Source organism: Desulfotomaculum sp. 1211_IL3151 (assembly GCF_036763075.1).
GTDB lineage: Bacteria > Bacillota > Desulfotomaculia > Desulfotomaculales > Desulfotomaculaceae > Desulfotomaculum.
Genome location: NZ_JBAIYV010000035.1, coordinates 258,761 through 280,345, shown reverse-complemented (window position 1 = coordinate 280,345; position 21,585 = coordinate 258,761). Strand labels below are relative to the sequence as shown.

General features: G+C 43.1%; 24 protein-coding genes and 1 pseudogene. 20 read left to right on the top strand and 5 right to left on the bottom strand.

Annotated features, from left to right (window positions below):
* Positions 1 to 1,068 (bottom strand): annotated as a pseudogene (locus V6C11_RS09540) (NADH-quinone oxidoreductase subunit F); the annotation flags it as partial.
* Positions 1,069 to 1,081: 13 nt separating this feature from the next.
* On the bottom strand, positions 1,082 to 1,570 hold the full coding sequence (locus V6C11_RS09535; protein WP_333530914.1) for a complex I 24 kDa subunit family protein: 489 nt from the start codon (positions 1,568 to 1,570) through the stop codon (positions 1,082 to 1,084).
* 583 nt (positions 1,571 to 2,153) lie between these two features.
* On the opposite strand from V6C11_RS09535, the gene nadE reads away from it, so the two are divergent.
* The 19 genes from nadE to V6C11_RS09440 all read left to right on the top strand — a co-directional run bounded on the left by nadE (position 2,154) and on the right by V6C11_RS09440 (position 18,063).
* The gene (gene nadE, locus V6C11_RS09530) at positions 2,154 to 2,879 is read left to right on the top strand and encodes an NAD(+) synthase (RefSeq protein ID WP_333530913.1); all 726 of its coding nucleotides are present in this window, start codon (positions 2,154 to 2,156) and stop codon (positions 2,877 to 2,879) included.
* 74 nt (positions 2,880 to 2,953) lie between these two features.
* Complete coding sequence (locus tag V6C11_RS09525; RefSeq protein ID WP_333530912.1) at positions 2,954 to 3,682, top strand: YebC/PmpR family DNA-binding transcriptional regulator; 729 nt, start codon at positions 2,954 to 2,956, stop codon at positions 3,680 to 3,682.
* Positions 3,683 to 3,748: 66 nt separating this feature from the next.
* Complete coding sequence (locus tag V6C11_RS09520; RefSeq protein WP_333530911.1) at positions 3,749 to 4,363, top strand: hypothetical protein; 615 nt, start codon at positions 3,749 to 3,751, stop codon at positions 4,361 to 4,363.
* A 193-nt stretch (positions 4,364 to 4,556) separates the two neighbouring features.
* On the top strand, positions 4,557 to 5,351 hold the full coding sequence (locus V6C11_RS09515) for a LysE family translocator (RefSeq protein ID WP_333530910.1): 795 nt from the start codon (positions 4,557 to 4,559) through the stop codon (positions 5,349 to 5,351).
* Positions 5,352 to 5,519: 168 nt separating this feature from the next.
* A complete protein-coding gene (gene ruvC / locus V6C11_RS09510) occupies positions 5,520 to 6,011 on the top strand; it encodes a crossover junction endodeoxyribonuclease RuvC (RefSeq protein ID WP_333530909.1) in 492 nt (163 codons plus the stop codon).
* On the top strand, positions 6,008 to 6,607 hold the full coding sequence (gene ruvA, locus V6C11_RS09505; RefSeq protein WP_333530908.1) for a Holliday junction branch migration protein RuvA: 600 nt from the start codon (positions 6,008 to 6,010) through the stop codon (positions 6,605 to 6,607). The genes ruvC and ruvA overlap by 4 nt, the downstream gene beginning before the upstream one ends.
* 15 nt (positions 6,608 to 6,622) lie before the next feature.
* A complete protein-coding gene (ruvB, locus tag V6C11_RS09500; protein ID WP_333530907.1) occupies positions 6,623 to 7,657 on the top strand; it encodes a Holliday junction branch migration DNA helicase RuvB in 1,035 nt (344 codons plus the stop codon).
* A 542-nt stretch (positions 7,658 to 8,199) separates the two neighbouring features.
* Positions 8,200 to 8,754 (top strand): epoxyqueuosine reductase QueH, encoded by a 555-nt coding sequence (locus tag V6C11_RS09495; protein ID WP_333530906.1) that lies wholly within the window; start codon positions 8,200 to 8,202, stop codon positions 8,752 to 8,754.
* On the top strand, positions 8,755 to 8,979 hold the full coding sequence (locus V6C11_RS09490; protein WP_333530904.1) for a DUF2905 domain-containing protein: 225 nt from the start codon (positions 8,755 to 8,757) through the stop codon (positions 8,977 to 8,979). It abuts the gene before it with no gap.
* Between the two features lie 147 nt (positions 8,980 to 9,126).
* Positions 9,127 to 10,152, top strand: coding sequence for a tRNA preQ1(34) S-adenosylmethionine ribosyltransferase-isomerase QueA (queA, locus tag V6C11_RS09485; RefSeq protein ID WP_333530903.1), 1,026 nt, complete (start codon positions 9,127 to 9,129; stop codon positions 10,150 to 10,152).
* Positions 10,153 to 10,160: 8 nt separating this feature from the next.
* Entirely contained in the window at positions 10,161 to 11,273 is a 1,113-nt protein-coding gene (gene tgt / locus V6C11_RS09480; RefSeq protein ID WP_333530902.1) for a tRNA guanosine(34) transglycosylase Tgt, read from the top strand.
* A 75-nt stretch (positions 11,274 to 11,348) separates the two neighbouring features.
* Positions 11,349 to 11,630 (top strand): preprotein translocase subunit YajC, encoded by a 282-nt coding sequence (gene yajC, locus V6C11_RS09475; protein WP_333530901.1) that lies wholly within the window; start codon positions 11,349 to 11,351, stop codon positions 11,628 to 11,630.
* Between the two features lie 157 nt (positions 11,631 to 11,787).
* Positions 11,788 to 12,450 carry an HD domain-containing protein gene (locus V6C11_RS09470; RefSeq protein ID WP_333530900.1) on the top strand — a complete coding sequence of 221 codons (663 nt, stop codon included), beginning with the start codon at positions 11,788 to 11,790 and terminating at the stop codon, positions 12,448 to 12,450.
* Between the two features lie 88 nt (positions 12,451 to 12,538).
* Positions 12,539 to 13,771 (top strand): protein translocase subunit SecD, encoded by a 1,233-nt coding sequence (gene secD, locus V6C11_RS09465; protein WP_333530899.1) that lies wholly within the window; start codon positions 12,539 to 12,541, stop codon positions 13,769 to 13,771.
* Positions 13,772 to 13,784: 13 nt separating this feature from the next.
* Entirely contained in the window at positions 13,785 to 14,663 is an 879-nt protein-coding gene (gene secF / locus V6C11_RS09460) for a protein translocase subunit SecF (protein ID WP_333530898.1), read from the top strand.
* A gap of 197 nt (positions 14,664 to 14,860) precedes the next feature.
* Positions 14,861 to 15,163 carry an ACT domain-containing protein gene (locus V6C11_RS09455; protein WP_333530897.1) on the top strand — a complete coding sequence of 101 codons (303 nt, stop codon included), beginning with the start codon at positions 14,861 to 14,863 and terminating at the stop codon, positions 15,161 to 15,163.
* Positions 15,164 to 15,186: 23 nt separating this feature from the next.
* Entirely contained in the window at positions 15,187 to 16,545 is a 1,359-nt protein-coding gene (locus V6C11_RS09450; protein ID WP_333530896.1) for a PFL family protein, read from the top strand.
* Between the two features lie 133 nt (positions 16,546 to 16,678).
* Positions 16,679 to 17,593 carry an RluA family pseudouridine synthase gene (locus V6C11_RS09445; protein WP_333530895.1) on the top strand — a complete coding sequence of 305 codons (915 nt, stop codon included), beginning with the start codon at positions 16,679 to 16,681 and terminating at the stop codon, positions 17,591 to 17,593.
* A 176-nt stretch (positions 17,594 to 17,769) separates the two neighbouring features.
* Positions 17,770 to 18,063 (top strand): DUF5665 domain-containing protein, encoded by a 294-nt coding sequence (locus V6C11_RS09440; protein ID WP_333530894.1) that lies wholly within the window; start codon positions 17,770 to 17,772, stop codon positions 18,061 to 18,063.
* A 4-nt stretch (positions 18,064 to 18,067) separates the two neighbouring features.
* On the opposite strand, the gene V6C11_RS09435 is transcribed toward V6C11_RS09440, so the two are convergent.
* From V6C11_RS09435 to V6C11_RS09425, 3 genes are all read right to left on the bottom strand, one after another.
* Complete coding sequence (locus tag V6C11_RS09435) at positions 18,068 to 18,523, bottom strand: DUF441 domain-containing protein (RefSeq protein ID WP_333530893.1); 456 nt, start codon at positions 18,521 to 18,523, stop codon at positions 18,068 to 18,070.
* Positions 18,524 to 18,608: 85 nt separating this feature from the next.
* Complete coding sequence (locus tag V6C11_RS09430; RefSeq protein ID WP_333530892.1) at positions 18,609 to 19,424, bottom strand: phosphosulfolactate synthase; 816 nt, start codon at positions 19,422 to 19,424, stop codon at positions 18,609 to 18,611.
* A 123-nt stretch (positions 19,425 to 19,547) separates the two neighbouring features.
* Complete coding sequence (locus V6C11_RS09425) at positions 19,548 to 20,987, bottom strand: MFS transporter (protein ID WP_333530891.1); 1,440 nt, start codon at positions 20,985 to 20,987, stop codon at positions 19,548 to 19,550.
* Between the two features lie 125 nt (positions 20,988 to 21,112).
* Between V6C11_RS09425 and V6C11_RS09420 the strand changes: the two genes are divergently transcribed.
* Entirely contained in the window at positions 21,113 to 21,388 is a 276-nt protein-coding gene (locus V6C11_RS09420) for a YqhV family protein (RefSeq protein WP_333530890.1), read from the top strand.
* Positions 21,389 to 21,585 lie beyond the last annotated feature (197 nt).

Sequence of the window (21,585 nt, the reverse complement as noted above, 5' to 3'; positions counted from 1 at the left end):
TAAGGTTTCTACGTTATTAATAATGGTTGGGCAACCCCATAGCCCTTTAACAGCCGGGAAGGGGGGGCGGGGGCGAGGCATACCACGTTCACCTTCGATAGAGGCAATGAGGGCAGTTTCTTCACCGCAAACGAAGGCACCTGCACCTTCCTTGATATTAATTTTAAAATTAAAGCCACTGCCTAAAATGTTATTTCCTAACAAGCCATGGGCTTCGGCATCGGCGATGGCCTTGCGCATACGCTTAATGGCTAAGGGATATTCCGCCCGGGCATAAATATAACCTTCATCGGCTCCGATGGCGTAGCCGGCAAGCATCATGCCTTCTAAAACCGAGTGGGGATTGCCCTCCATAACGGAACGATCCATAAAGGCACCCGGGTCACCCTCATCACCATTGCAGATAATGTATTTTTTAGGGCCTGGCTGAGAAGCTGCGAAGGACCACTTGCGTCCGGTGGGGAAGCCACCGCCGCCCCTGCCGCGGAGTCCGGATTCCATTACTTCATTGATAATATCCTGGGGGCTCTTTTCTTGTAAGACCGTACTGATGGCTCGATAACCCCTGTGGGCAATATAGTCATAAATATCATCGGGATCCAAACGACCGCAATATCTCAAAGTGACACGAACCTGACTTTTATAAAAGGGGTTCTCATCCTGGGTTTTGATTTTTTCTCCTGTTTTGGGGTCTTCATATAATAAGCGTTCAACAACGCCATCATTTACAATAGAAGTGTTAACGATTTCCTCGACATCATCTACCTTAACTTTACAATACAACAGTCCGGAAGGTTCAAAGCGGACCAGGGGACCCATTTGGCAGAAACCGTGGCAACCGCTGATATTTACGGCAATTCCCTCATGGCTAACTTCCTCAACCAGTTCCACGCTTGTTAATAAGCCCTGTTCCTCGACTTTTCTTTTTAATGCTTCATAAACCTTTAAGGAGCCGTTGGCCACACAACCTGTGCCAGCACAGACTAAGATGCGCATCTTTTCTTGTTCCAGGGCGGTCCTAACCTTTTGTCTTAGTTGTTTTAAATCAGCATGGGTTTTAATAAGCATCACTAGTCCCCCCTTAATTTTCACTGGCAGCGGGTGCCAATTTTTTTATCGCTTCAAGAATGCCATCCGGTGTCATTTGGCCATGAACTTCATCATCTACAACTACAACAGGGGCTAAACCACAAGCCCCTAAGCAGGATACTATTTCCAGGGTAAACATCAAATCATCTGTGGTTGGCTTGTCTGCAGCAAGGCTCAATTCTTTTCGGATGGCCATATTAATGGGTTCTGAACCACGCACGTGACAAGCGGTACCATCACACACACGAATGACGTATTTTCCCTTGGGAATTAAAGAGAATTGGGCATAAAAGGTGGCCACGCCCAGTATAGTGGCAGGGGAGATCCCCATAGAGGTTGCTATGTAGGTTAATACTTCTTTGGGTAAATAACCGTATACGGCCTGCGTTTCTTGTAAGATGCCAATTAAATGAGAAGATTTACCTTCGTGTGAGTCAATAATTTTCTGTACTTTTAGTAATTTTATATCTTGATTGTCCATCATAAACCCCCCTTTGGTGTAGAAACAAAAATCCATTGCTTGATCTAAACTAAATTAATTACTTTAAAAATCACCTCTTTTCAGTGAAAAAATGATAAATGTGTCATTTGTCACTAAATACTACAAAAAAATAACAAATTAAACTATTAATAGCGTAATTTTAATTGGTACAAAAATCTATCTATTTAGTCAATTAACGATATAATAAAAAGATTTTAAACTTTTTAATCGGATATCAAGAAATGGTAAAAAGGTATTTACTAAATCAAAAAATGGTGGTACTGACTAAATCTTTAATAATTGTCAAAGATTCTGAATATATTATAGTCTTGTGAATATTATATTGTCAATTAAAAATACTTTTTATTGATTGATTAACGTCAGATAATTGTACATAAGAGAAAAAATAGTAATACTATAATCACTAGTGAAAATTGTTACACTAGTGCGGCAATACTGACTATTATTCAGGGGTGATAAATTCATGAATTGTGAAGAATTTCTCCATTTTCTTTTCATTTGCGCCTTAGGTTAAGCTATGATATCATGAAGTTATAATTGGCCTAGGGGGGCTTGTCTAATAATGAAGGACTTGGCGGAAAAACTGACGCTATGGGTAAAGGAGCAGATAGAAAAGGCTGGTGCCCAGGGGGCAGTTGTTGGTCTAAGTGGTGGAATTGATTCTGCCTGTGTTGCCGCTCTATGTAAAAGGGCTTTTCCGGACAATGTTCTGGGTGTCATCATGCCCTGTTATAGTAACCCGCATGATGCAGAAGATGCTAAACTTTTAGCTAATACACTATCTGTACCCTATCAAGAAGTTGATCTAAGTGATCCCTTTGATTGGTTCATTGAACGACTGACTGGACAAGATTATGATATCCATGACTGTGATTTATCCATTGTAAACATCAAGCCTAGATTAAGAATGACAACACTATATTATTATTCCAATCGTTACAATTATTTAGTGGTAGGTACCACTAATAAGGCTGAGATGGTGGTGGGACACTATACAAAATATGGCGATGGCGGGGCTGATATTCTTCCCTTAGCAAATTTAATTAAATCGGAAGTCAAAGAGTTGGCAAAGGAATTGGGAGTTCCTCAGAGGATTATTGATAAGGCTCCTTCCGCAGGGTTATGGTTTGGCCACTGTGATGAAGAGGAAATGGGTATTCGTTATAGGGATTTAGATGAATATATAATATCGGGCAATGTACCGGAAGAGGTTAGCAAAACAATTCGAAATCTTGAGTTAAAAAGGGAGCATAAAAAATTCATGCCGCCTGTACCACCAGTAGGATAAATAACCAACAGAAAGCTAGGTTTGCCCGGAAAATTGGTGCGAACCGGGCTTTTTTCAAGGAAAGAGGGATTTTTTTGTCTGGACACTCTAAATGGTCAACAATTAAACGTAAGAAAGCTAAGGTTGATGCCCAAAGGGGTAAAATATTTACAAGGCTGTCGAAGGAAATTATTATTGCTGCCAGAAATGGCGGCCCTGATCCAAATGGCAATATGAGGCTAAAGGCAGCCATTGAGAAGGCTAAAGTAGCCAATATTCCAAATGATAATATTCAAAGGGCGATTCAAAAAGGCGCTGGTGGTGGCGACGGGGCCAACTTTGAGGAATTCAGCTACGAAGGCTATGGGCCGGGTGGTGCTGCGATTTTACTAAATGTCGCCACGGATAATCGTAATCGAACGGCCGGTGAAGTCAGGCATATTTTAACGAAATATGGCGGCAACCTAGGTGAAACTGGCTGTGTAGGCTGGATGTTCAACGAAAAAGGTATGATTATTATTGATCGCCAGGAAACGGATCTAAGTGAAGATGATATGATGTTGGCTGCTTTGGAAGCCGGTGCCGAGGATGTAAAGGCAGAAGAAGATAGTTTTGAGGTAACGACTGCGCCGGCGGATTTTGGAGCTGTAAAGGCTGCCCTTGAGGAGCAAGGACTGCCGGTGGCTGATGCGGAGTTAACCATGGTGCCGCAAAGTACGGTGAAGCTACAGGGTGATCTGGCGGAAAAGATGAATAAGATGATTGAGTTATTAGAAGATAATGATGATGTTCAAGAGGTCTTTACAAACTTCGAAGAGGAATAAACCGGGGGGACCCGGTTTTGTTTTTTTAAAAAATGGCAATACTAACCATCCAAAGGAGTGGTTAGTATGAGGAGAAGGTTATTATTTTTGGGTCTTGGCAGTGCCATAGCCCTATTTATAGTAGGCATCTGCCTGGATAGTGGTGGGCCTGGTGGCAAGGTAAATTATTTTTCTTCTTTACAGGTATTTGCCCAGGACAAGAAAAAGGCTTTTGGACCAGAGACGATGATTCGGGAGGAAAATATTTTTCTCTGTGGTGACGTTGAAGAGGTGGCCAGAAAGAAGGTCAAATCTCTACCAGTCAATGATGAAAAGGGTCTTAATGATCTCTATGGGGCCCAGGGTTTCAACCTAAATTATGGCAGCAATGAAATTGTGGCTCAACGGAAGGTGGATGAGTTTTGTGGTTATCATCGGAATTTTAGGCATTTAGGGATTCATGATGATAAGGTGGCAATTTATCAGGGGCCGATGGGGTATAATCAAAAGCTTTTAAGGCTTGAGGAGAAAATGCCGGTGCAAACTTTATCTGCGGAATATCAGGTTAAGCTGCAGCAGGTGATGGATTTCTTTCAAATGACGCCTGAGACACAGGCGATGCTGCGTTATGAGTTTGAATTTCAGAATGAGGATGCTTTGAATGCGATATTGGAGAATTTGGATGAACTTCAGGAGGAGTAAGTAAGGGGTTGGTTTTATACCAGCCCTTTTATGTTTTTTGGGCATGTTAAATTACATATTATTACCCCCTTTAGCATTAAACCCAATAGCCTGTCTGTTTTCAGGATGAGGAGCGTTAAAAATATTGACGCTCTTATTTTATGCCAAATATTTCGATACCTGCCTCCAAAATTGAACCAATAATACAAGAGGATTGTGTGAAGAGGATACTCCCTCAGCGGGGGTATCGCATATTTTACGAATAAGACGCCAGCCTTCTGGAAATTGGTACTACCACTTCCCAGAGAAAGAATATATAATCACAGGTATCACAGATGAAAGAGGTTTCAAAATGGAATTTTCTCTTAAAGAAATACTTTCTTTTCTCAGTATCACATTGTTATTAGTGATGTTCCCGGGGCCCAATACCGTTTTAGTGATTCATTCGGTAGGTGTCTTTGGAAAAAAATCTGGTTTCTTCAATGTAGCCGGTATTGTATCTGCACTATATTTTCATGCTTTACTTGCTGCCATGGGCTTATCCGTCATAGTCACTCAATCTGCTCAGTTATATATGAATATAAAATATTTAGGGGCATTTTACATATTCTATTTAGGATTAACCAGTCTTTATTCCTCGTGTTTTCAAAGGGATAACGCCGTTAATAATTACCAACAAACTATCAAAAATACAGATACCGTAGTAGTTGAAAACCATCGCTTTTCCTTTTATCAGGGCTTAATGACTAACATTCTCAATCCCAAGGTAGTGCTTTTTTATTTATCATTTCTTCCCCAATTTGTTCATAATCAAAACAATTTTCTGATGGAATCTTTGTTCCTTACTTTCCTTTACTCCCTTGTATCTGTCACATGGTATTCTTTACTTGTATTATCCGTTTATCGGTTCAGTAATTTTTTAGATCATAAATCTACAAAACGAACAATAAAAGCAATATCCGGGGTATTGCTGTTGGGTCTTAGCATTGAAATGGCCATTGAAAATTAAATAATTGCACCCGTCAAAGGTTATTTACAGCGTTTCACCAAGTCGCTTAGGGTGACATAACGGATGGCGGATAGCTGATTTCCTTTTTTCAAGCAGGAAATTCTCGTGTGACAACAGAACAATAGTTTGTAGTATACTATTCCCAGCTAGCTATTCTGGAGGTAATGAATGATCATTTTGGGCATAGATCCTGGCACAGCCATTACTGGTTATGGTGTGGTTGAATGTATTGGCAATCGCTACAGACCGATTACTTATAGTTGTTTGCGAACCGGGCCTGAGTTATCGTTGGATCTGAGGTTAAAAAGGATTTATCAGGGACTTTTAGATATCATTAAAACCTACCAACCCCACTGTATGGCGGTGGAGGAGCTGTTTTTTAACAAGAATGCCCGTACTGCCTTAGCCGTAGGACATGCCAGGGGGATTGCGCTGTTGGCGGGGGCTTGTTCGGATATTCCTGTTGCTGAATATACACCTCTACAAGTAAAGCAGGCTGTAACCGGGTATGGTAAGGCCGAAAAGCAGCAGGTGCAGTTTATGGTTAAAATGCTGCTGGGTCTGCCGGAGATTCCTAAGCCGGATGATGTGGCGGATGCGTTGGCCATAGCAATTTGTCATGCCCAGTGGAGTTCAACTTTTGGAGGAAGAATTCGATGATTGCATATGTAAAAGGGATTTTAGCCGGTGCTGGACCTGGCTTGGTGGTGGTGGATGTAAATGGGCTTGGTTATCAAGTCAGGATACCCTCGACAACTCCCTTACCCGCCCTGGGGCAGGAGGTTAAGTTTTTTACTTATATGTCTGTAAGGGAAGATGCAATGCAGCTTTTTGGGTTCTCGGGCGAGGATGAAAAGGAATGCTTTTTAACCCTGCTGGATGTGGCGGGGGTAGGGCCGAAGGTTGCTTTAGCAGTGATTTCTCATTTGCCGCCCAGTCAACTTCAGTCTGCGATTGCTTTACAGGACGTCAGTCAGTTGGTGAAGGTTCCAGGAGTTGGGAAAAAGACGGCCCAAAGGATATTGCTGGAACTTAAGGATAAACTAAAGGGTCTAACGGTGGTAGAAAAGGATCTGCAGCCCAGTTTCACCTTGCCTGGGACGGGCAGTGATGAAGCCGTTGAGGCACTTTTGGCTTTGGGTTATTCACAGACTGAGGCAAAGGATGCTGTGAAGAAGGCCCAAAGAGATGGTTCCATAGCGGACCTGTCGCTATTAATTAAAACCGCTCTCAAAGAACTGGCACCGTCCAGGTAATTTGGAGGTACCTACATGTCGGAACGACTTATTTCTGCTAACGCCCAGAATGAAGATAATGACCTGGAGTTAAGTCTGCGTCCCCGCAGATTAAATGAATATATTGGCCAACATAAGGTGAAGGAAACCATCTCCATCTTTGTTGAGGCAGCACGCTTAAGGGGAGAACCCCTGGATCATGTTTTATTGTTTGGACCGCCTGGCTTAGGGAAGACCACCCTCAGCAATATTATCGCCAATGAGATGGGGGTTAACATTCGCACCACCTCTGGACCAGCCATTGAAAGGCAGGGAGACCTGGCAGCCATTTTAACCAACCTTGGCCCGGGGGATGTGCTTTTTATTGACGAAATCCACCGCTTGAGCAAAGCGGTGGAGGAAATATTATACCCGGCAATGGAAGACTTTGCCCTGGATATCGTCCTGGGTAAGGGCCCGGGTGCCCGCTCCATTCGCTTGGACCTACCCAAATTCACCCTGATTGGTGCCACCACCAGAGCCGGCATGCTGGCCTCACCCTTAAGGGATCGCTTTGGTATCATCAGTAGGTTAGAGTTTTATAATACCGAGGATTTGACCAAAATAGTTACCAGGACCGCGGACATATTAAATGTAGCCATCGAAAAACCCGGCGCCGAAGAAATTTCCCACAGATCCCGTGGTACACCAAGGGTTGCCAATCGCTTGCTGAAACGTGTCCGCGACTACGCCCAGGTCAAGGCCCAGGGGGAAATAACAGCGGCAGTTGCCTCAGCAGCACTGGAATTCTTTGAAGTGGACCCCCTTGGCTTGGATCACACCGACCGCCGTTTGTTACAAAATATCATCGAAAAATTCAACGGCGGCCCCGTGGGCCTAGATACCATCGCAGCAGCTATCAGCGAAGAAACAGATACAGTGGAAGATGTCCTGGAACCCTATCTGATGCAATTGGGACTGATAACCAGAACACCCAGAGGCAGGATTGTTACACCCCAGGCCTATAAGCATTTGGGTATTCCTATGGCGAAGGCAGAACAGGAAAACAATGAGCAAGGAACACTGTTTTAGCTTACTGAAAAACTTTTTAATCATTCGACGGTGCCAGGCACTTGCTCGCTTGTAAGGTTACCTTAGTTTGAAGGACTTTGCTGCGGCAAGAACCAGGCACCTAGGTTGTTAGCTGAAAATAACGGCCATGAGCCATGGACCTTGTGCTTTAAGCCTTAGGCCGCAGGCCATAAATTCTAAACTCTCAGTGAAACTAAAACCTGTCAAACCAGTAAGTGCTATCGTTATCCCCCTGAGCGACTTTGGCGGAGCGTCGTTAATAGCTCTTGACAAGTGAAGGGCGAAATCAGAGGACAAGCAGCCTTAGCTGAGACAGGACGTCGAATCTAAGGCGGACCCTCCCTAAAATGCGGGGACAAGATGATTTCGCCTGGAACGAGTCTTAGAGTACCCTTTAGGGCACAAGATTATCGGCGCGGAGCCCAGGAGCGAAGGGGGATAACGATAGCACCCCCCGCTGATGCAATATTCCCCCTATACACCTTTTGTATTTTAGATATAATGACGAATTACCCAAAACTATTAAAACATGGTGATTAAAAATGAAAAAAATCCTACTACACACATGCTGCGGCCCCTGTTCCATCTACCCGTTGGACACCCTCCGCAGTAAAGACTTCGAAGTCTACGGTCTCTTTTACAACCCCAACATCCACCCCTACACAGAATTTAAAAAACGCCGAGACCAATTAGCCGAATACGCAGAACAGCAAAACTGGCAAGTCATCTTCGATGATGAATACAGACTGGATGAATACCTGCAAGAGGTTGTCCATCGGGAGGCCAGACGTTGCCAAATGTGCTACAACATGCGCCTTAGAAGGGCTGCCCAGATAGCAAAGAAAGGTAACTTTGACGCCTTTACGACCACCCTGCTGGTAAGCCCCTTTCAAAAACATGAACTGATACGAGAAATAGGGGAAAACCTGGCGGAACAATACAACATACCCTTTTATTATGAAGACTTTCGACCAGGCTTTAAAGAAGCTACCACAAAATCCAAAGAACTGGCCATGTACCGGCAACAATATTGCGGTTGTATTTACAGCGAAAGAGATCGATACTGCAAGCCCCCTCACAGAAAGGGAGGAAAATAAGTGGCACCCTTTGAATCCATGGCAAAAATGCTCATATTTGCAGGGGTTTTAATGGTCATATTTGGTGGCTTGCTATTTCTAGGCGGCAAAATACCTGGTATCGGTAAACTACCTGGGGATATTTTTTTTAGAAAAGGTAACTTCTCCTTTTATTTTCCTTTGGCTACTTCCATTCTCTTAAGTATCCTGCTTACTGTGATACTCAATTTATTTTTCAGGCGTTAAGATAAAAAAACAGCCAAATGAAGGAATTAGTAAAAATTCGTCGAAAAACCTAATTTATGCGTTTTTCCAACATTTAGTTATACGGTTAGGAATATTCAGGAATACTACAAATAGGCTATAAATTCCAGACCAAAAGGAGTTTCCAGATTGCAGCTAGCAGATTTTGATTTTGCATTACCGGAACAACTAATAGCCCAGGAACCATTAACACAAAGAGATCAATCCAGATTAATGGTTGTTCACAGGGATCGTGATAAAACAGAGCATAGAAATTTCAGAGACATACTTGAATATCTAAGACCCGGGGATGTGCTGGTAATGAACGATAGCAAGGTTTTACCAGCCCGGATCTATGGGTCTAAAATATCCACCGGAGCAAAAATTGAAGTTTTATTACTCAGGCAAATTTCCACCAACCAATGGGAAACCCTGGTTAAACCTGGGAAAAAAGCTAAGGTGGGCGAAACCCTGGACTTTGGTGCAGGTTTAATGCAGGGGAAAATCATCGGCCATACGGAAGTGGGTGGCAGAGTAATTGAATTTACCTACCAGGGATCTTTTCTGAATGTATTGGAGCAGATTGGTACGATGCCGCTGCCTCCATATATTCGGAAGCCACTGGCGGATAAACAACGTTACCAGACGGTTTATGCCCGGCAAGAAGGATCAGCCGCTGCACCTACCGCCGGGCTTCATTTTACCCAGCAGCTGCTGGAAGAAATTAGAGCTAAAGGAATAAAAATAGTATACGTTCTCCTGCATGTTGGCTTAGGTACCTTTCGACCTGTACAGGTGGAAGATATCACCAATCATCCTATGCATCAGGAATATTATGAAATAACTCCTCAGGCCGCAGAGATAATTAACCAGGCGAAGGAGCAGGGAGAACGCATCATAGCGGTGGGCACCACCAGCGTACGCTGTTTAGAAACATCCTCCAACCCAGAGGGACAAGTGATGGCTGGTTCAGGACTTACGGACATTTTTATTTATCCTGGCTATCGGTTCAAAGTAATGGATGGTTTAATCACAAATTTTCATTTGCCAAAATCCACCCTGCTCATGTTAATTAGCGCACTGGCCGGGAGAGAAAAAATATTACAGGCCTATCAGGAGGCAGTGCAAGAAAACTATCGTTTCTTTAGTTTTGGAGACGCGATGTTGATTATTTAGGAGGAAGTATGCCAGTTAAAATTGAGATTAAAAAGAAAGAAAAACATACCAGAGCCAGGCTTGGGGAATTGACCACCCCCCACGGCGTGGTCGAGACGCCGATTTTTATGCCGGTTGGCACCCAGGCCACCGTAAAAACAATGACTCCGGAGGAAGTAAAGCAAACCGGCGGCAGACTGATTCTCAGTAATACCTACCACCTTTATTTACGTCCGGGCCATGACTTAATAAAGGAAGCCGGGGGACTCCATCAATTTATGAATTGGGACGGCCCCATTCTTACAGACAGCGGCGGCTTTCAGGTATTTAGCCTGGGGCCCCTAAGGACCATTACAGAGGATGGAGTGGAGTTCCGCTCCCACATTGATGGATCGAAACATTTCTTTACACCGGAAAAGGTGATGGAAATAGAACAGGCCTTGGGTGCAGATATCGCAATGGCCTTTGATGAATGTGCCCCTTACCCCTGCGATAAGGAATACGCCGTGGCGGCCTTAGAACGCACCACCAGGTGGGCAGAAAGATGCAAAAAAGCCCATACCAGAAAGGATCAAGCCTTGTTTGGTATTGTTCAGGGCGGCGTATTCACGGATCTGCGTGAACGCAGTGCCCGTGAATTGATTGCCCTGGATTTTCCTGGTTATGGTATAGGGGGTCTCTCGGTGGGGGAACCTAAGGAACTAATGTATGAAGTGCTGGATAACCTTATGCCGATCATGCCAGAGGACAAACCACGTTACCTAATGGGCGTTGGCTCACCGGATTGTTTGATTGAAGGGGTTGTCCGGGGAATTGATATGTTTGACTGTGTACTGCCAACCCGCATTGCCCGTAACGGCACGGTATTTACCCGTAACGGCAAATTGACCGTACGAAATGCCGAATATGCCAGAGATTTTTCACCGATGGATAAGCATTGCAACTGCTATGCCTGCCAAAATTACTCCCGGGCCTATATTCGACACCTTATCAAAGCCGATGAAATTTTAGGGATTCGTTTAACAACCATCCATAATTTACATTTTCTACAGGATTTAATGGAAAACATTCGTCAGGCCATTCGTGAGGATCGTTTATTGGCATACCGAGAAGAATTTTTAAAAGTTTTTAATGCAGGATAAATTTTCTTAATTTGGCAGGGAAATAAATAAAAATAAAGAATTTTAAATTGATGATGCAGAAGGGAGGTTCTTGTTTTGAATTTTGGTCCACAGACAGCTTCTATTATTTACATTGTAGCGTTATTTGCTATCCTTTACTTCTTAATGATCAGACCTCAACAAAAAAGACAAAAACAACACGCAGCCATGATCAAAGGTCTCAATGTAGGTGATCATATCGTTACCGTGGGAGGGCTTTTGGGTTCAATCATTAAGATCAAAGAAAACTCAATTGTTGTAAGGATCGCTGATAAGGTACATGTGGAATTGTTAAAAAGTGCCATCGCACAGGTTACCGAAAAGAAAGACGAGGATTAAATAAGTTAAAATTGTCATAGAAAAAATAGAGTAGGCCAGTCCTACTCTATTTTAACATACACAAAAGCCCAAGGCCCATGACTCAAATTCCAAAGCCCAAAAAAGCTGAAGATTTGAAAGTTGATGGCTGCTGACGGCTTAAAAAGGAGTGGTTTCCTTGAACATAACTCTAGAAGATGTCAAAGAGAATCCGATGGTCGATGCTTGCATTCGTAAAGGTAATGAGTATCTTGGAGTTATGGGTTTTACCGAACATAGTTATCGGCATATTAACTTGGTTTCCAGTATAGCCAGAAATATTTTAGAAAAATTGGGTAGGCCCCAAAGGGAATGTGAGCTTGCTGCCATTGCCGGCTATATGCATGATATAGGGAACGTCATTAATCGTAATGATCATGGTATTTCCGGTGCCAATATTGCCTTTAATCTTCTATTAAATATGGGTATGTCGCCGGAAGAGGTGTGCATGGTGACTTCGGCTATCGCTAATCATGAAGAACAATATGGCTACCCAGTCAATACGGTGGCTGCGGCATTAATTGTGGCAGACAAATCCGATGTACACCGTTCCAGGGTGCGCAATCAGGATTTTGCTACCTTCGACATCCATGACAGGGTTAATTATGCTGCATCCCATGCCTTTGTTTATGTTAATGACGATATAAGAACCATTACCATGGAATTAAACATAGATATTGAAATTTGTCCCGTAATGGAGTATTTTGAAATATTTCTCAGCAGGATGACCCTTTGTCGAAGGGCCGCAAATTACCTGGGTTGTAACTTTCAATTGGTAATTAATGGAGCCAAATTACTATAATTAGAAGATTGCCTTAATTGACAGGATATTTTAGCGGGTATATAATTATTTTTGTTTATCTTGTAGTATAAAAGGGGGAAATTTGGAGATGAAATGGGGTAGAGTACTCAGACTCTTTGCAGTTGTCATCGCAGTAATTGTCATCGCAGCTTTTAGTGTGCAGCCCATCTTCCCGAATGTAAAGTGGCTACCGCTGACGAATCAAATACCTCTGGGCCTGGATTTACAAGGCGGCGTTCATGTGGCTCTGGAGGCCAAGGATACTGACCAGGCCAAGGTAAATAAGGAAACCATGAGACAACTTCAGGAAACCATTGAACGCCGGGTCAATGCCTTTGGTGTTTCGGAACCCATTGTCCAGCAAGAGGGTAACAATCGCCTTATCGTAGAATTGGCCGGTATTAAAGATCCTGAAAAAGCAGTGGAAGAGATTGTAAAAACAGCCTATCTTGAATTTAAAACCGAAGACGGCCATACCATTCTGACTGGTGCTGATTTAAAGAATGCCGTGGAATCCATGGACCCAACCTCCAATGCGGTAGAAGTGGGTTTGGAGTTTAACAATGAAGGTACCAGGAAATTTGCCGAGGCCACCAGTGAAAATGTCGGCAGGCCTATCGCCATTATCCTGGATGATAAAGTCTTACAAACCCCCGTGGTGTCAGAGCCTATTACTGGTGGTAAAGCCAGAATTACTGGCTATGCCAGTCTTGATGAAGCCCATACGATGGCAGTTTTGCTAAAATCCGGTGCTTTGCCCCTGAAAACAGAGGTTATTGAAAAAAGAACCGTAGGTCCCAGTTTGGGTGCTGATTCCCTTAGTAAATCCATTAAGGCTGCAGCCATAGGCATTGTTGCCATTTTCATTTTTATGTTAGGGTATTATCGTTTACCTGGCATGGTGGCCAACTTTGCCTTGATCGTTTATGGGGTAATCGTGCTGATGATTTATGCAGCCATGAATGTGGTGCTAACCTTACCTGGTATAGCGGCCTTTGTACTGTCTTTAGGTATGGCGGTGGATGCCAACGTTATTATCTTTGAACGTGTAAAGGAAGAGTTAAAGAGCGGCAAGAGTCTGCGTTCCTCTATCGAATCAGGGTTTAAACGTGCCTTTGTGGCGGTTCTTGACTCCAACGTTACCACTCTGATTGCTGCCGTGGTACTTTTCTACTTTGGTTCCGGCCCCATCAAAAGTTTCGCCGTGGCTCTTTCTGTGGGGATTCTGACCAGTATGTTTACAGCCATCACCTTTACCAGGTGGATGCTGCATCTTACAGCAAGTACTGGTATTAAAAATACCAAATTATACGGTGCGTAGGGGGGTAAATTAAATGTTTCATATTATAAAATCCAGAAAAATATTTTATATTATCTCCCTGGTCATTATCCTTGTTGGGGTAGTTTCACTATTCACACGGGGGCTCAACCTAGGCATTGATTTTACCGGTGGTAACTTTGTGGAGCTGAGGTTTAATCAAGCAGTAACAGCAGATCAAATTCGCACTACCCTAGCTGAGCATCAGTTGGAAGACAGCAAAATCCAAACCAGTGGAGAAAATACGTATATCATCAGAACCCATGCTTTATCCCAGGTAGCGAGTGAAAAGGCCTTTAATGACATTAGTGAAAAATTGGGCGGAGCCACCATGCTGCGAAATGAACTGGTGGGTCCGGTTGTAGGCAAAGAACTTACCAGACAAGCTATTCTGTCATTGATAATTGCTTCTGTTTTAATGATTCTCTATATCACTTGGCGTTTTGAGTTCCTGCAAGGTATATCTGCCATTGTGTCCCAGATGCACGACGTTATGGTAATGGTTGGTTTTGCCTCACTATTACAAATCGAGATAGACAGTACCTTTGTGGCTGCGGTGTTAACCATTATTGGTTATTCTATTAATGATACCATTGTAATTTTTGATCGTATCCGCGAAAATTTGAGAATAAACCGTAAGGAAGAGCTGGCGGAATTGGTTAACAAATCCCTCTGGCAAACCATGGCTCGTTCCATTAATACTGTATTAACAGTGGTGTTTGTGCTGCTAGCATTATTAATCTTTGGCGGCAGCACCATCCACAATTTTATCTCCCTACTGTTAATTGGTGTTATAGTCGGGTGCTACTCATCGATCTTTATTGCAGCTCCAATGTGGTTCGACTTAAGACGAAGGCAAAAGGCACGTAAAGCTGCTGAAAAGGCTACGGCATAATACAACAAAATAAAGCGCGGGGGATAAACCTCGCGCTTTATTTTACTATCAGGAATTATAAGATTTTAAGGATGATCGTATAGAAAAGCGAAGGCTCGTGCTATGGGCTCGCGTGCCCATTAGGGTATGCGTAGCCTTAAGGGCATAAACGAGCCAAGCTTTTCTAAGCATATTCACCCCGATGGAGGAGGAACTTTATGTTAGAGAAACTGGATAGTCAACAGCAAGGCAACAGGATTATCGTCACAGTTATTGGTCAAGACAAAGTAGGTATTATAGCAAAGGTAGCTACGATTTTGGCAGAACACAGCATAAATATTCTAGATATTAGCCAAACCATTTTGCAAGAGTTTTTTGCTATGGTGTTGGTGGCAGATATGGAAAAGAGTAACCTTTCCTTTGAAAACTTAAAGGAAAAACTAAATAACTTGGGCCAGGAATTAGGTTTAAAAATAGATGCTCAGCATGAGGATGTATATCGATATATGCACCGGATTTAATTGTGGCAGCCTAGGAGGTATATATGTACAGTGTAAATGAAGTTCTGGAGACCATTCGTATGGTACAGGAAGAGAATCTTGATATACGTACCATTACCATGGGTATTAGTCTGAGGGATTGCGCCGATGCTGACGCGGCGAAGGCCTGTCAAAGGATATATGATAAGATTACCAAACAAGCAGCTAATTTAGTTAAAACCGGCGAAGAAATTGAACGTGAATATGGTATCCCCATTATTAATAAACGTATTTCAGTCACGCCAATTTCCTTGGTGGCCGAAAGCAGTGCTGCTGATAATTATACAGTTTTTGCTGAAGCCATGGATAAGGCTGCCAAAGAAGTGGGTGTAAACTTTATTGGTGGTTTTTCTGCCTTAGTGCACAAGGGATTTACCAAGGGTGATAGAATATTAATCAACTCAATCCCCGAAGCTCTGGCTGCCACCGAAAGGGTTTGTTCTTCCGTTAATGTAGCTACCACTAAGGATGGTATCAACATGGATGCCGTTTACCTTATGGGGCAAGTGGTTAAGGATTGTGCCGCCAGAACTGCGGATAAGGATGGCTTGGCCTGTGCCAAGCTGGTCGTTTTCTGTAACGTTCCCGAGGACAATCCCTTTATGGCAGGAGCCTTTCATGGTATTGGTGAGGCAGAGTGTGTTGTTAGCGTAGGAGTTAGCGGCCCGGGTGTAGTTAAAAACGCTGTGGAGAAGGTCAAGGGATCTGATTTTGGCACACTGGCTGAAACAGTCAAAAAGACTGCCTTCAAAATCACCCGTATGGGTGAATTGGTAGGGCGAGCAGCTGCCGGAAAATTGGGTGTACCCTTTGGCATTGTGGACCTATCCCTGGCCCCTACCCCGGCAGTGGGTGATAGTGTGGCGGAAGTACTTGAGGCTATGGGTTTGGAATGCTGTGGGACCCATGGTACGACAGCAGCCTTAGCCCTGCTTAATGACGCTGTTAAGAAGGGAGGAGCCATGGCTTCATCTTACGTGGGTGGTTTGTCCGGTGCCTTTATTCCCTTGAGTGAGGATGCAGGTATGATCCGGGCCGCCGAACGTGGTATTCTTACCTTGGAAAAACTAGAGGCAATGACCTGTGTGTGTTCTGTGGGCCTGGATATGATTGCTATTCCCGGGGATACTACCGCAGAAACCATTGCAGCCATTATCGCCGATGAGATGGCCATTGGCATGATCAACTTTAAAACAACCGCAGTTAGAATCATCCCTGCCCCTGGTAAAGCAATCGGCGACCGAGTTGAATTTGGCGGGTTATTAGGCCATGCCCCCATAATTCCTGTGAAACAATCCAGTTCCCTGGAATTCGTATCCAGGGGCGGACGCATTCCCGCCCCCATCCATAGTTTGAAAAATTAACGATATGCAGATTAAGAGCTTTTTAATGCCAATCGGTATTAAAGGGCTCTTTTCTATAATCCGTTCGCCATTAGCCAAAACCGAATGCTACAGCCAAAGGCTAAAAGCTAACAGCTAATTCGAGGTGTTATTTGTGGAATCCTTTACTTATGAAGTAACAGCGGAACGAGCGAAAATAAGGCTTGATATTTTCTTAACCAGCCAGTGTGAGGATCTCAGCCGATCTCATATTCAAAAACTTATTGAAGATGGTTATGTTACAGTAAATGATAAACCCGGTAAAGCGAATCATAAATTAAAGATCGGGGAGCTTGTCTGCATCCAAATTCCTCCGGCTGAGGAATTAAGGGTTGAAGCTGAGAATATTCCCCTTGATATTTACTATGAAGATCGTGATGTGGTGGTGGTAAACAAACCAAGGGGGATGGTGGTTCATCCAGCGGAGGGGAATACCAGTGGCACCTTAGTAAATGCACTGCTATATCATTGCCATGACTTGTCCGGTATTAATGGCATTATGAGGCCGGGCATTGTGCATCGTTTAGATAAAGACACATCCGGTCTGATTATGGTTGCCAAAAATGATCATGCTCACCAAAGCCTGGCCCAACAATTAAAGGACAGAACCGTTACCAGACGTTATCAGGCCTTAGTTCATCACAATATAAAAAAAGATGCGGGTACAATCAATGCACCCATCGGCCGTGACCCCAGGGAGAGACAGAGAATGGCTGTGATCAATCGAAATTCTAAGCCGGCCGTTACACATTTTACCGTATTAGAACGCTTTGGTGATTATACCATGATCGAATGCCGCTTGGAGACAGGCCGTACACACCAAATAAGAGTCCATATGAGTTATCTTGGATTTCCATTGGTGGGTGATCCCAAATATGGACCAGCTAAGGACCCTTTTAATTTAAATGGCCAACTTCTGCATGCCAAAATCCTTGGTTTTAAGCATCCCACCTCCGGCCAATACCTAGAATTTCAGTCCCCCTTGCCGGAAGTGTTCCAAAGGGTTCTGCGAAAATTGGGAAGAACTTAGCCATTAGCTATTGATTTGGGAAAACTCCAAAGGACATACAGGAAAGGTCCAAGGCGTAAATAGCCAAGGACCTTTGGTATCGAAGCAGACTGCCATAGCTAACGGCTAACAGTTAATAGCTAAAGGTTGTATAAAACTTTCCCACCTGCTAACAATAATGTTAGGAGGCGTTTTTTATGGAACAGGTAAATCAGGGAATGCTTTCATTACAGAAAAGAATTGACCTATTGGCCAAAAATATGGAAAAAATGAAATTAACGGAATATGTTGAACTGCTCGGGGATACGAAGCGTCTTTTATGGGTTAATTTCATTTCAGGCATTGCCAGGGGCTTAGGCATTGCCGTAGGATTTACCATTCTAGGTGCTGCACTACTGTTTGTCTTACGAAAACTGGTGATGCTTAATTTGCCGGTAATTGGGGGTTTTATTGCACAAGTGGTTCAAATGGTGCAAATAAAAATGTATTAGTCTATTACTGAAACCAGACTAATACTTCTGCGAAAAGAGCTGCAACCCCGGCTGCCATCAGGGGCCCCACCGGCTGGCCGTTAAAAAAGATAATACCGATCACGGATCCCACGATTAAGCCAAAGATAATGCTTGGATCAATTTGCATAAGTTTTAAACCCTCACTGTTTAAGTGGGTAGCTAGTATCCCGCCGACAATGGCCATTAATCCTGGTAGTGAGGAGACATTGTAAAGTAAATCACGGGTGGTAACCTTGTCTGTGGCGATGGGTACTAGAATGGAGAGCAACAAAAATAGCAGGCCTAACTCTAAGCCATGGGTTTCTAAATAGGGAAAAATAAAATCCAATTTACTAAATTGAAATATTAATATAATGCTGGCGCAGCTGGCAATAAGGTTAGATTTAGCCACTAAGCCAATAAGCAGCAAGATTACCATGGTCGTTTCTCCGGAGTACATAGACTTAGCTCCTTTTAATGGACAGGTTTTATATAGAATATATATGCGACCATGGTAACGACTAGCACGAATAAAGTTAGGATGATTATTTTGTATGATGGAGTAAGACTGCTTTAAGGGTATCTGCCCTTAGACCAACCCTTAGGGCCTCCAGTGCCAATACCTCATGAGGATTCACATTGCCGATATTAACATTTGGACCAAATCGGATAATTAACTCCTGTTGTTGCTCTTTAAGGGGAGCTTCCCAGATTAAACGAGAAGCATCACCAATGCCATAGACCAGTTCTTCTAAATCCGACACAATCAAATTACCATCCTTATCATAAAGTCCAACTGCTTTGCCAGACTCCCGCCCTTCCACAATTACATGGGTAGCCCCATAGGACAAATCATGATTAACTAACTGAACAATTTCCTTAATCTCCACCTCATCATTGGGATCCTTCTTACCCACCTCCGTTAAAACCTTGAATCCCATTTCCACTGCAGTTGTAATTGCCTCAGCACGTAGGTTTAAATCCAGATCAATTGTACCATCTGAAACCTCAATGGCTGTGAAGCCAAAATCCCTGGCCATTGCCAAATATTGTCTGAGCTTGTCCTGAAGGATTGCTACTTCTAAAAATGTACCCCCGGGGTAGATATCGACACCATGTGAACGTACTAAGTGGATTTTCTCTTCTAAAATATCGTTATCATACAATGCTGAAGTGCCAAAACCAAGTTTTAAAAAATCAATGTAGTTGGCGGACAGGTTTAGAAGGTCTCTCGTCTCACCCAAACCTAACCCTTTGTCGATGACCATAGACATACCGGTTAAGCGAGGTTTACTTATTCTCTTACCCAATGGAAATTGGAGTAGTTCCTGCCAGGAGTATTTCCCCCCACGAATGTTCATTAACCAACAGCTCCTCTCACGATCCGCTAAGGCGGAACGTCTGACACCTCCTTTTTATACGTCATAGGAATGTGAAAGGCTTTATTCTGAGATTAATTTATGCCGTGATCCCTTTAGTGGTCACTAATTTTTGGACTCGCCATTATTTACCTGTACAACCTCATTTATCCTATCCATTATCCTATCCATGCTTTTTTCGGGCATGGGCTTACGGGTAACGAAAGATGATTTAGAACGCCAAGTTAAGGAATTATAAATTAAGAAGGAATGTTTTACCTGTTTAACAATAATCTGTTTTGGTTGCTTTGGCTTTGCAGTACGATCCTTCTCCTGGGATGATTGAATTGCCTTAACCTTAATAAAGATAAAGGAAAGGATTGCAGATACCGCAGCCAAACCGGCTGAGGCCCAAAACATAATATCTGGCCCCTTTGATACTAACCATCCAAATAAGGGAGGTCCTGCGGCAACACCAAGAAAACGGACACTGCCATATAATGAGGTCACTAAGCCTCTTTCATCCTTTTCCGTTGAGCTGGTAATTAAAGTATTGAGGCAGGGCAACACGAAACCAGTACCTATTCCCGCCACAGAAATGCCAACAAAAAAGATATAGACATTATTAAATAAAGGTAGTGTGACTAAGGATGCGGCAATTAAACTGTGTCCAATGACCACCAGCCATTTCATTAATTTAAATTTCTTTTTGATTAAGGCACCGGTAATATAGGAAGTTGTACTCATAAATAATAAAGGGATGGCAAGGACGGCACCCTTTCTAACACCTTCCAGACCATATTTTTTTTCCAGGTAGTCGGAAAGATAAAATAATACCCCGAACAGGATTAAAAGGGCTGTAGAACCTGCAAAAAAACTGGTTAAGAGCAAGGGAGATTTTTTCTTAAATATTTTCTTAATGGAGCTAACATACTCATTTACCTTTTTAGGTTCCTTTTTTGACTCAGGTTCTTTACAAAAAAACCAAACTCCCAGGATAACGATGGCGATAACAATGGGAAAGAAAAAGAAAATGGCCCACCAGGCGATTAAAGCCACCAAGGAACCAAGAATGGGGCTGGCTACTTTACCCAAACCATTGGAAGCTTCAATGACACCCAAGGATTTGGCCCGTTCCTTTCCTTTCCATAAATCCCCGCAAAAGGCCATGGCGATTGGTGCTGTGCCCGCAGCACCAATACCCTGGATAATCCGGCCACCCAAGATCCAGTGAAAAGCATTCTCTTTAAAAATTAAGGCGGCAGCACCAGCCAGGAGTCCCCCTAGCCCATATAAAAAAAGACCGGGGATAATTATTTTTTTTCTACCAAAACGATCCGATAAAAAACCGGCGAAGGGTATAACAATTCCCGCTGGCACAGAGAACAGAGTAATAAGTAGACTAATTTGCATTTGTGAGACATTGAGTGATTTTGCCATTTGTGGCATGACAGGAATTAACATCGAATTTCCCAGTACCATGATTAAGGGAATACCGGCCAGAGCTGCCAATGTAAATTTATTCACTTTGTTTTCTTGCTGTCCATTGGATGCTGCCTGCGACAAAAAAATCACGTCCTTAAATTTGTGATCAGCGAAAATATTTTGTCTCCGAAACGATATTCCTATGCATTTAACAGGTTCAACCAGCATATTTAAAGTTATGGAAAAAATAGCAATGGAGGGATCATGTGTTTTTTGTCGCAGATAAAATAGTTTTTGCCATGGCCATGTTACGCTGTTTATCCGCCAGTATTGAAATGACAGCCGCCATGTTAATGTTAAAATATGGACGGGTAGAAACAGCCCTCAAAATTAATGCCGTTTTAGCTCTGGTAGGACCCTCTGTCATGATTATCGTAACAACCTTAGGTTTGGCAGGCCTCGCAGGAAAGATCTCATTAAGCAAATTAGGAATTATTTTTAGCGGTGTTGCGCTAATATTTTATGGTATAAGCAGACCTTAGATAGCCATGGGTTTTAAAATCTTCGCAGCCTTACGGATGGTCATTTTCCCATCTAGCAGACAATGGACAACATATAGCTTATTTCGTTCACCCTGCGTCACGGTAAGTATCTTATCCAGGGTGACATTTTCTCAGAAACATTTCAGGGTAACATTATTACAGAATTAACACAATATTTCGAGAATAAGTCTTGCTGA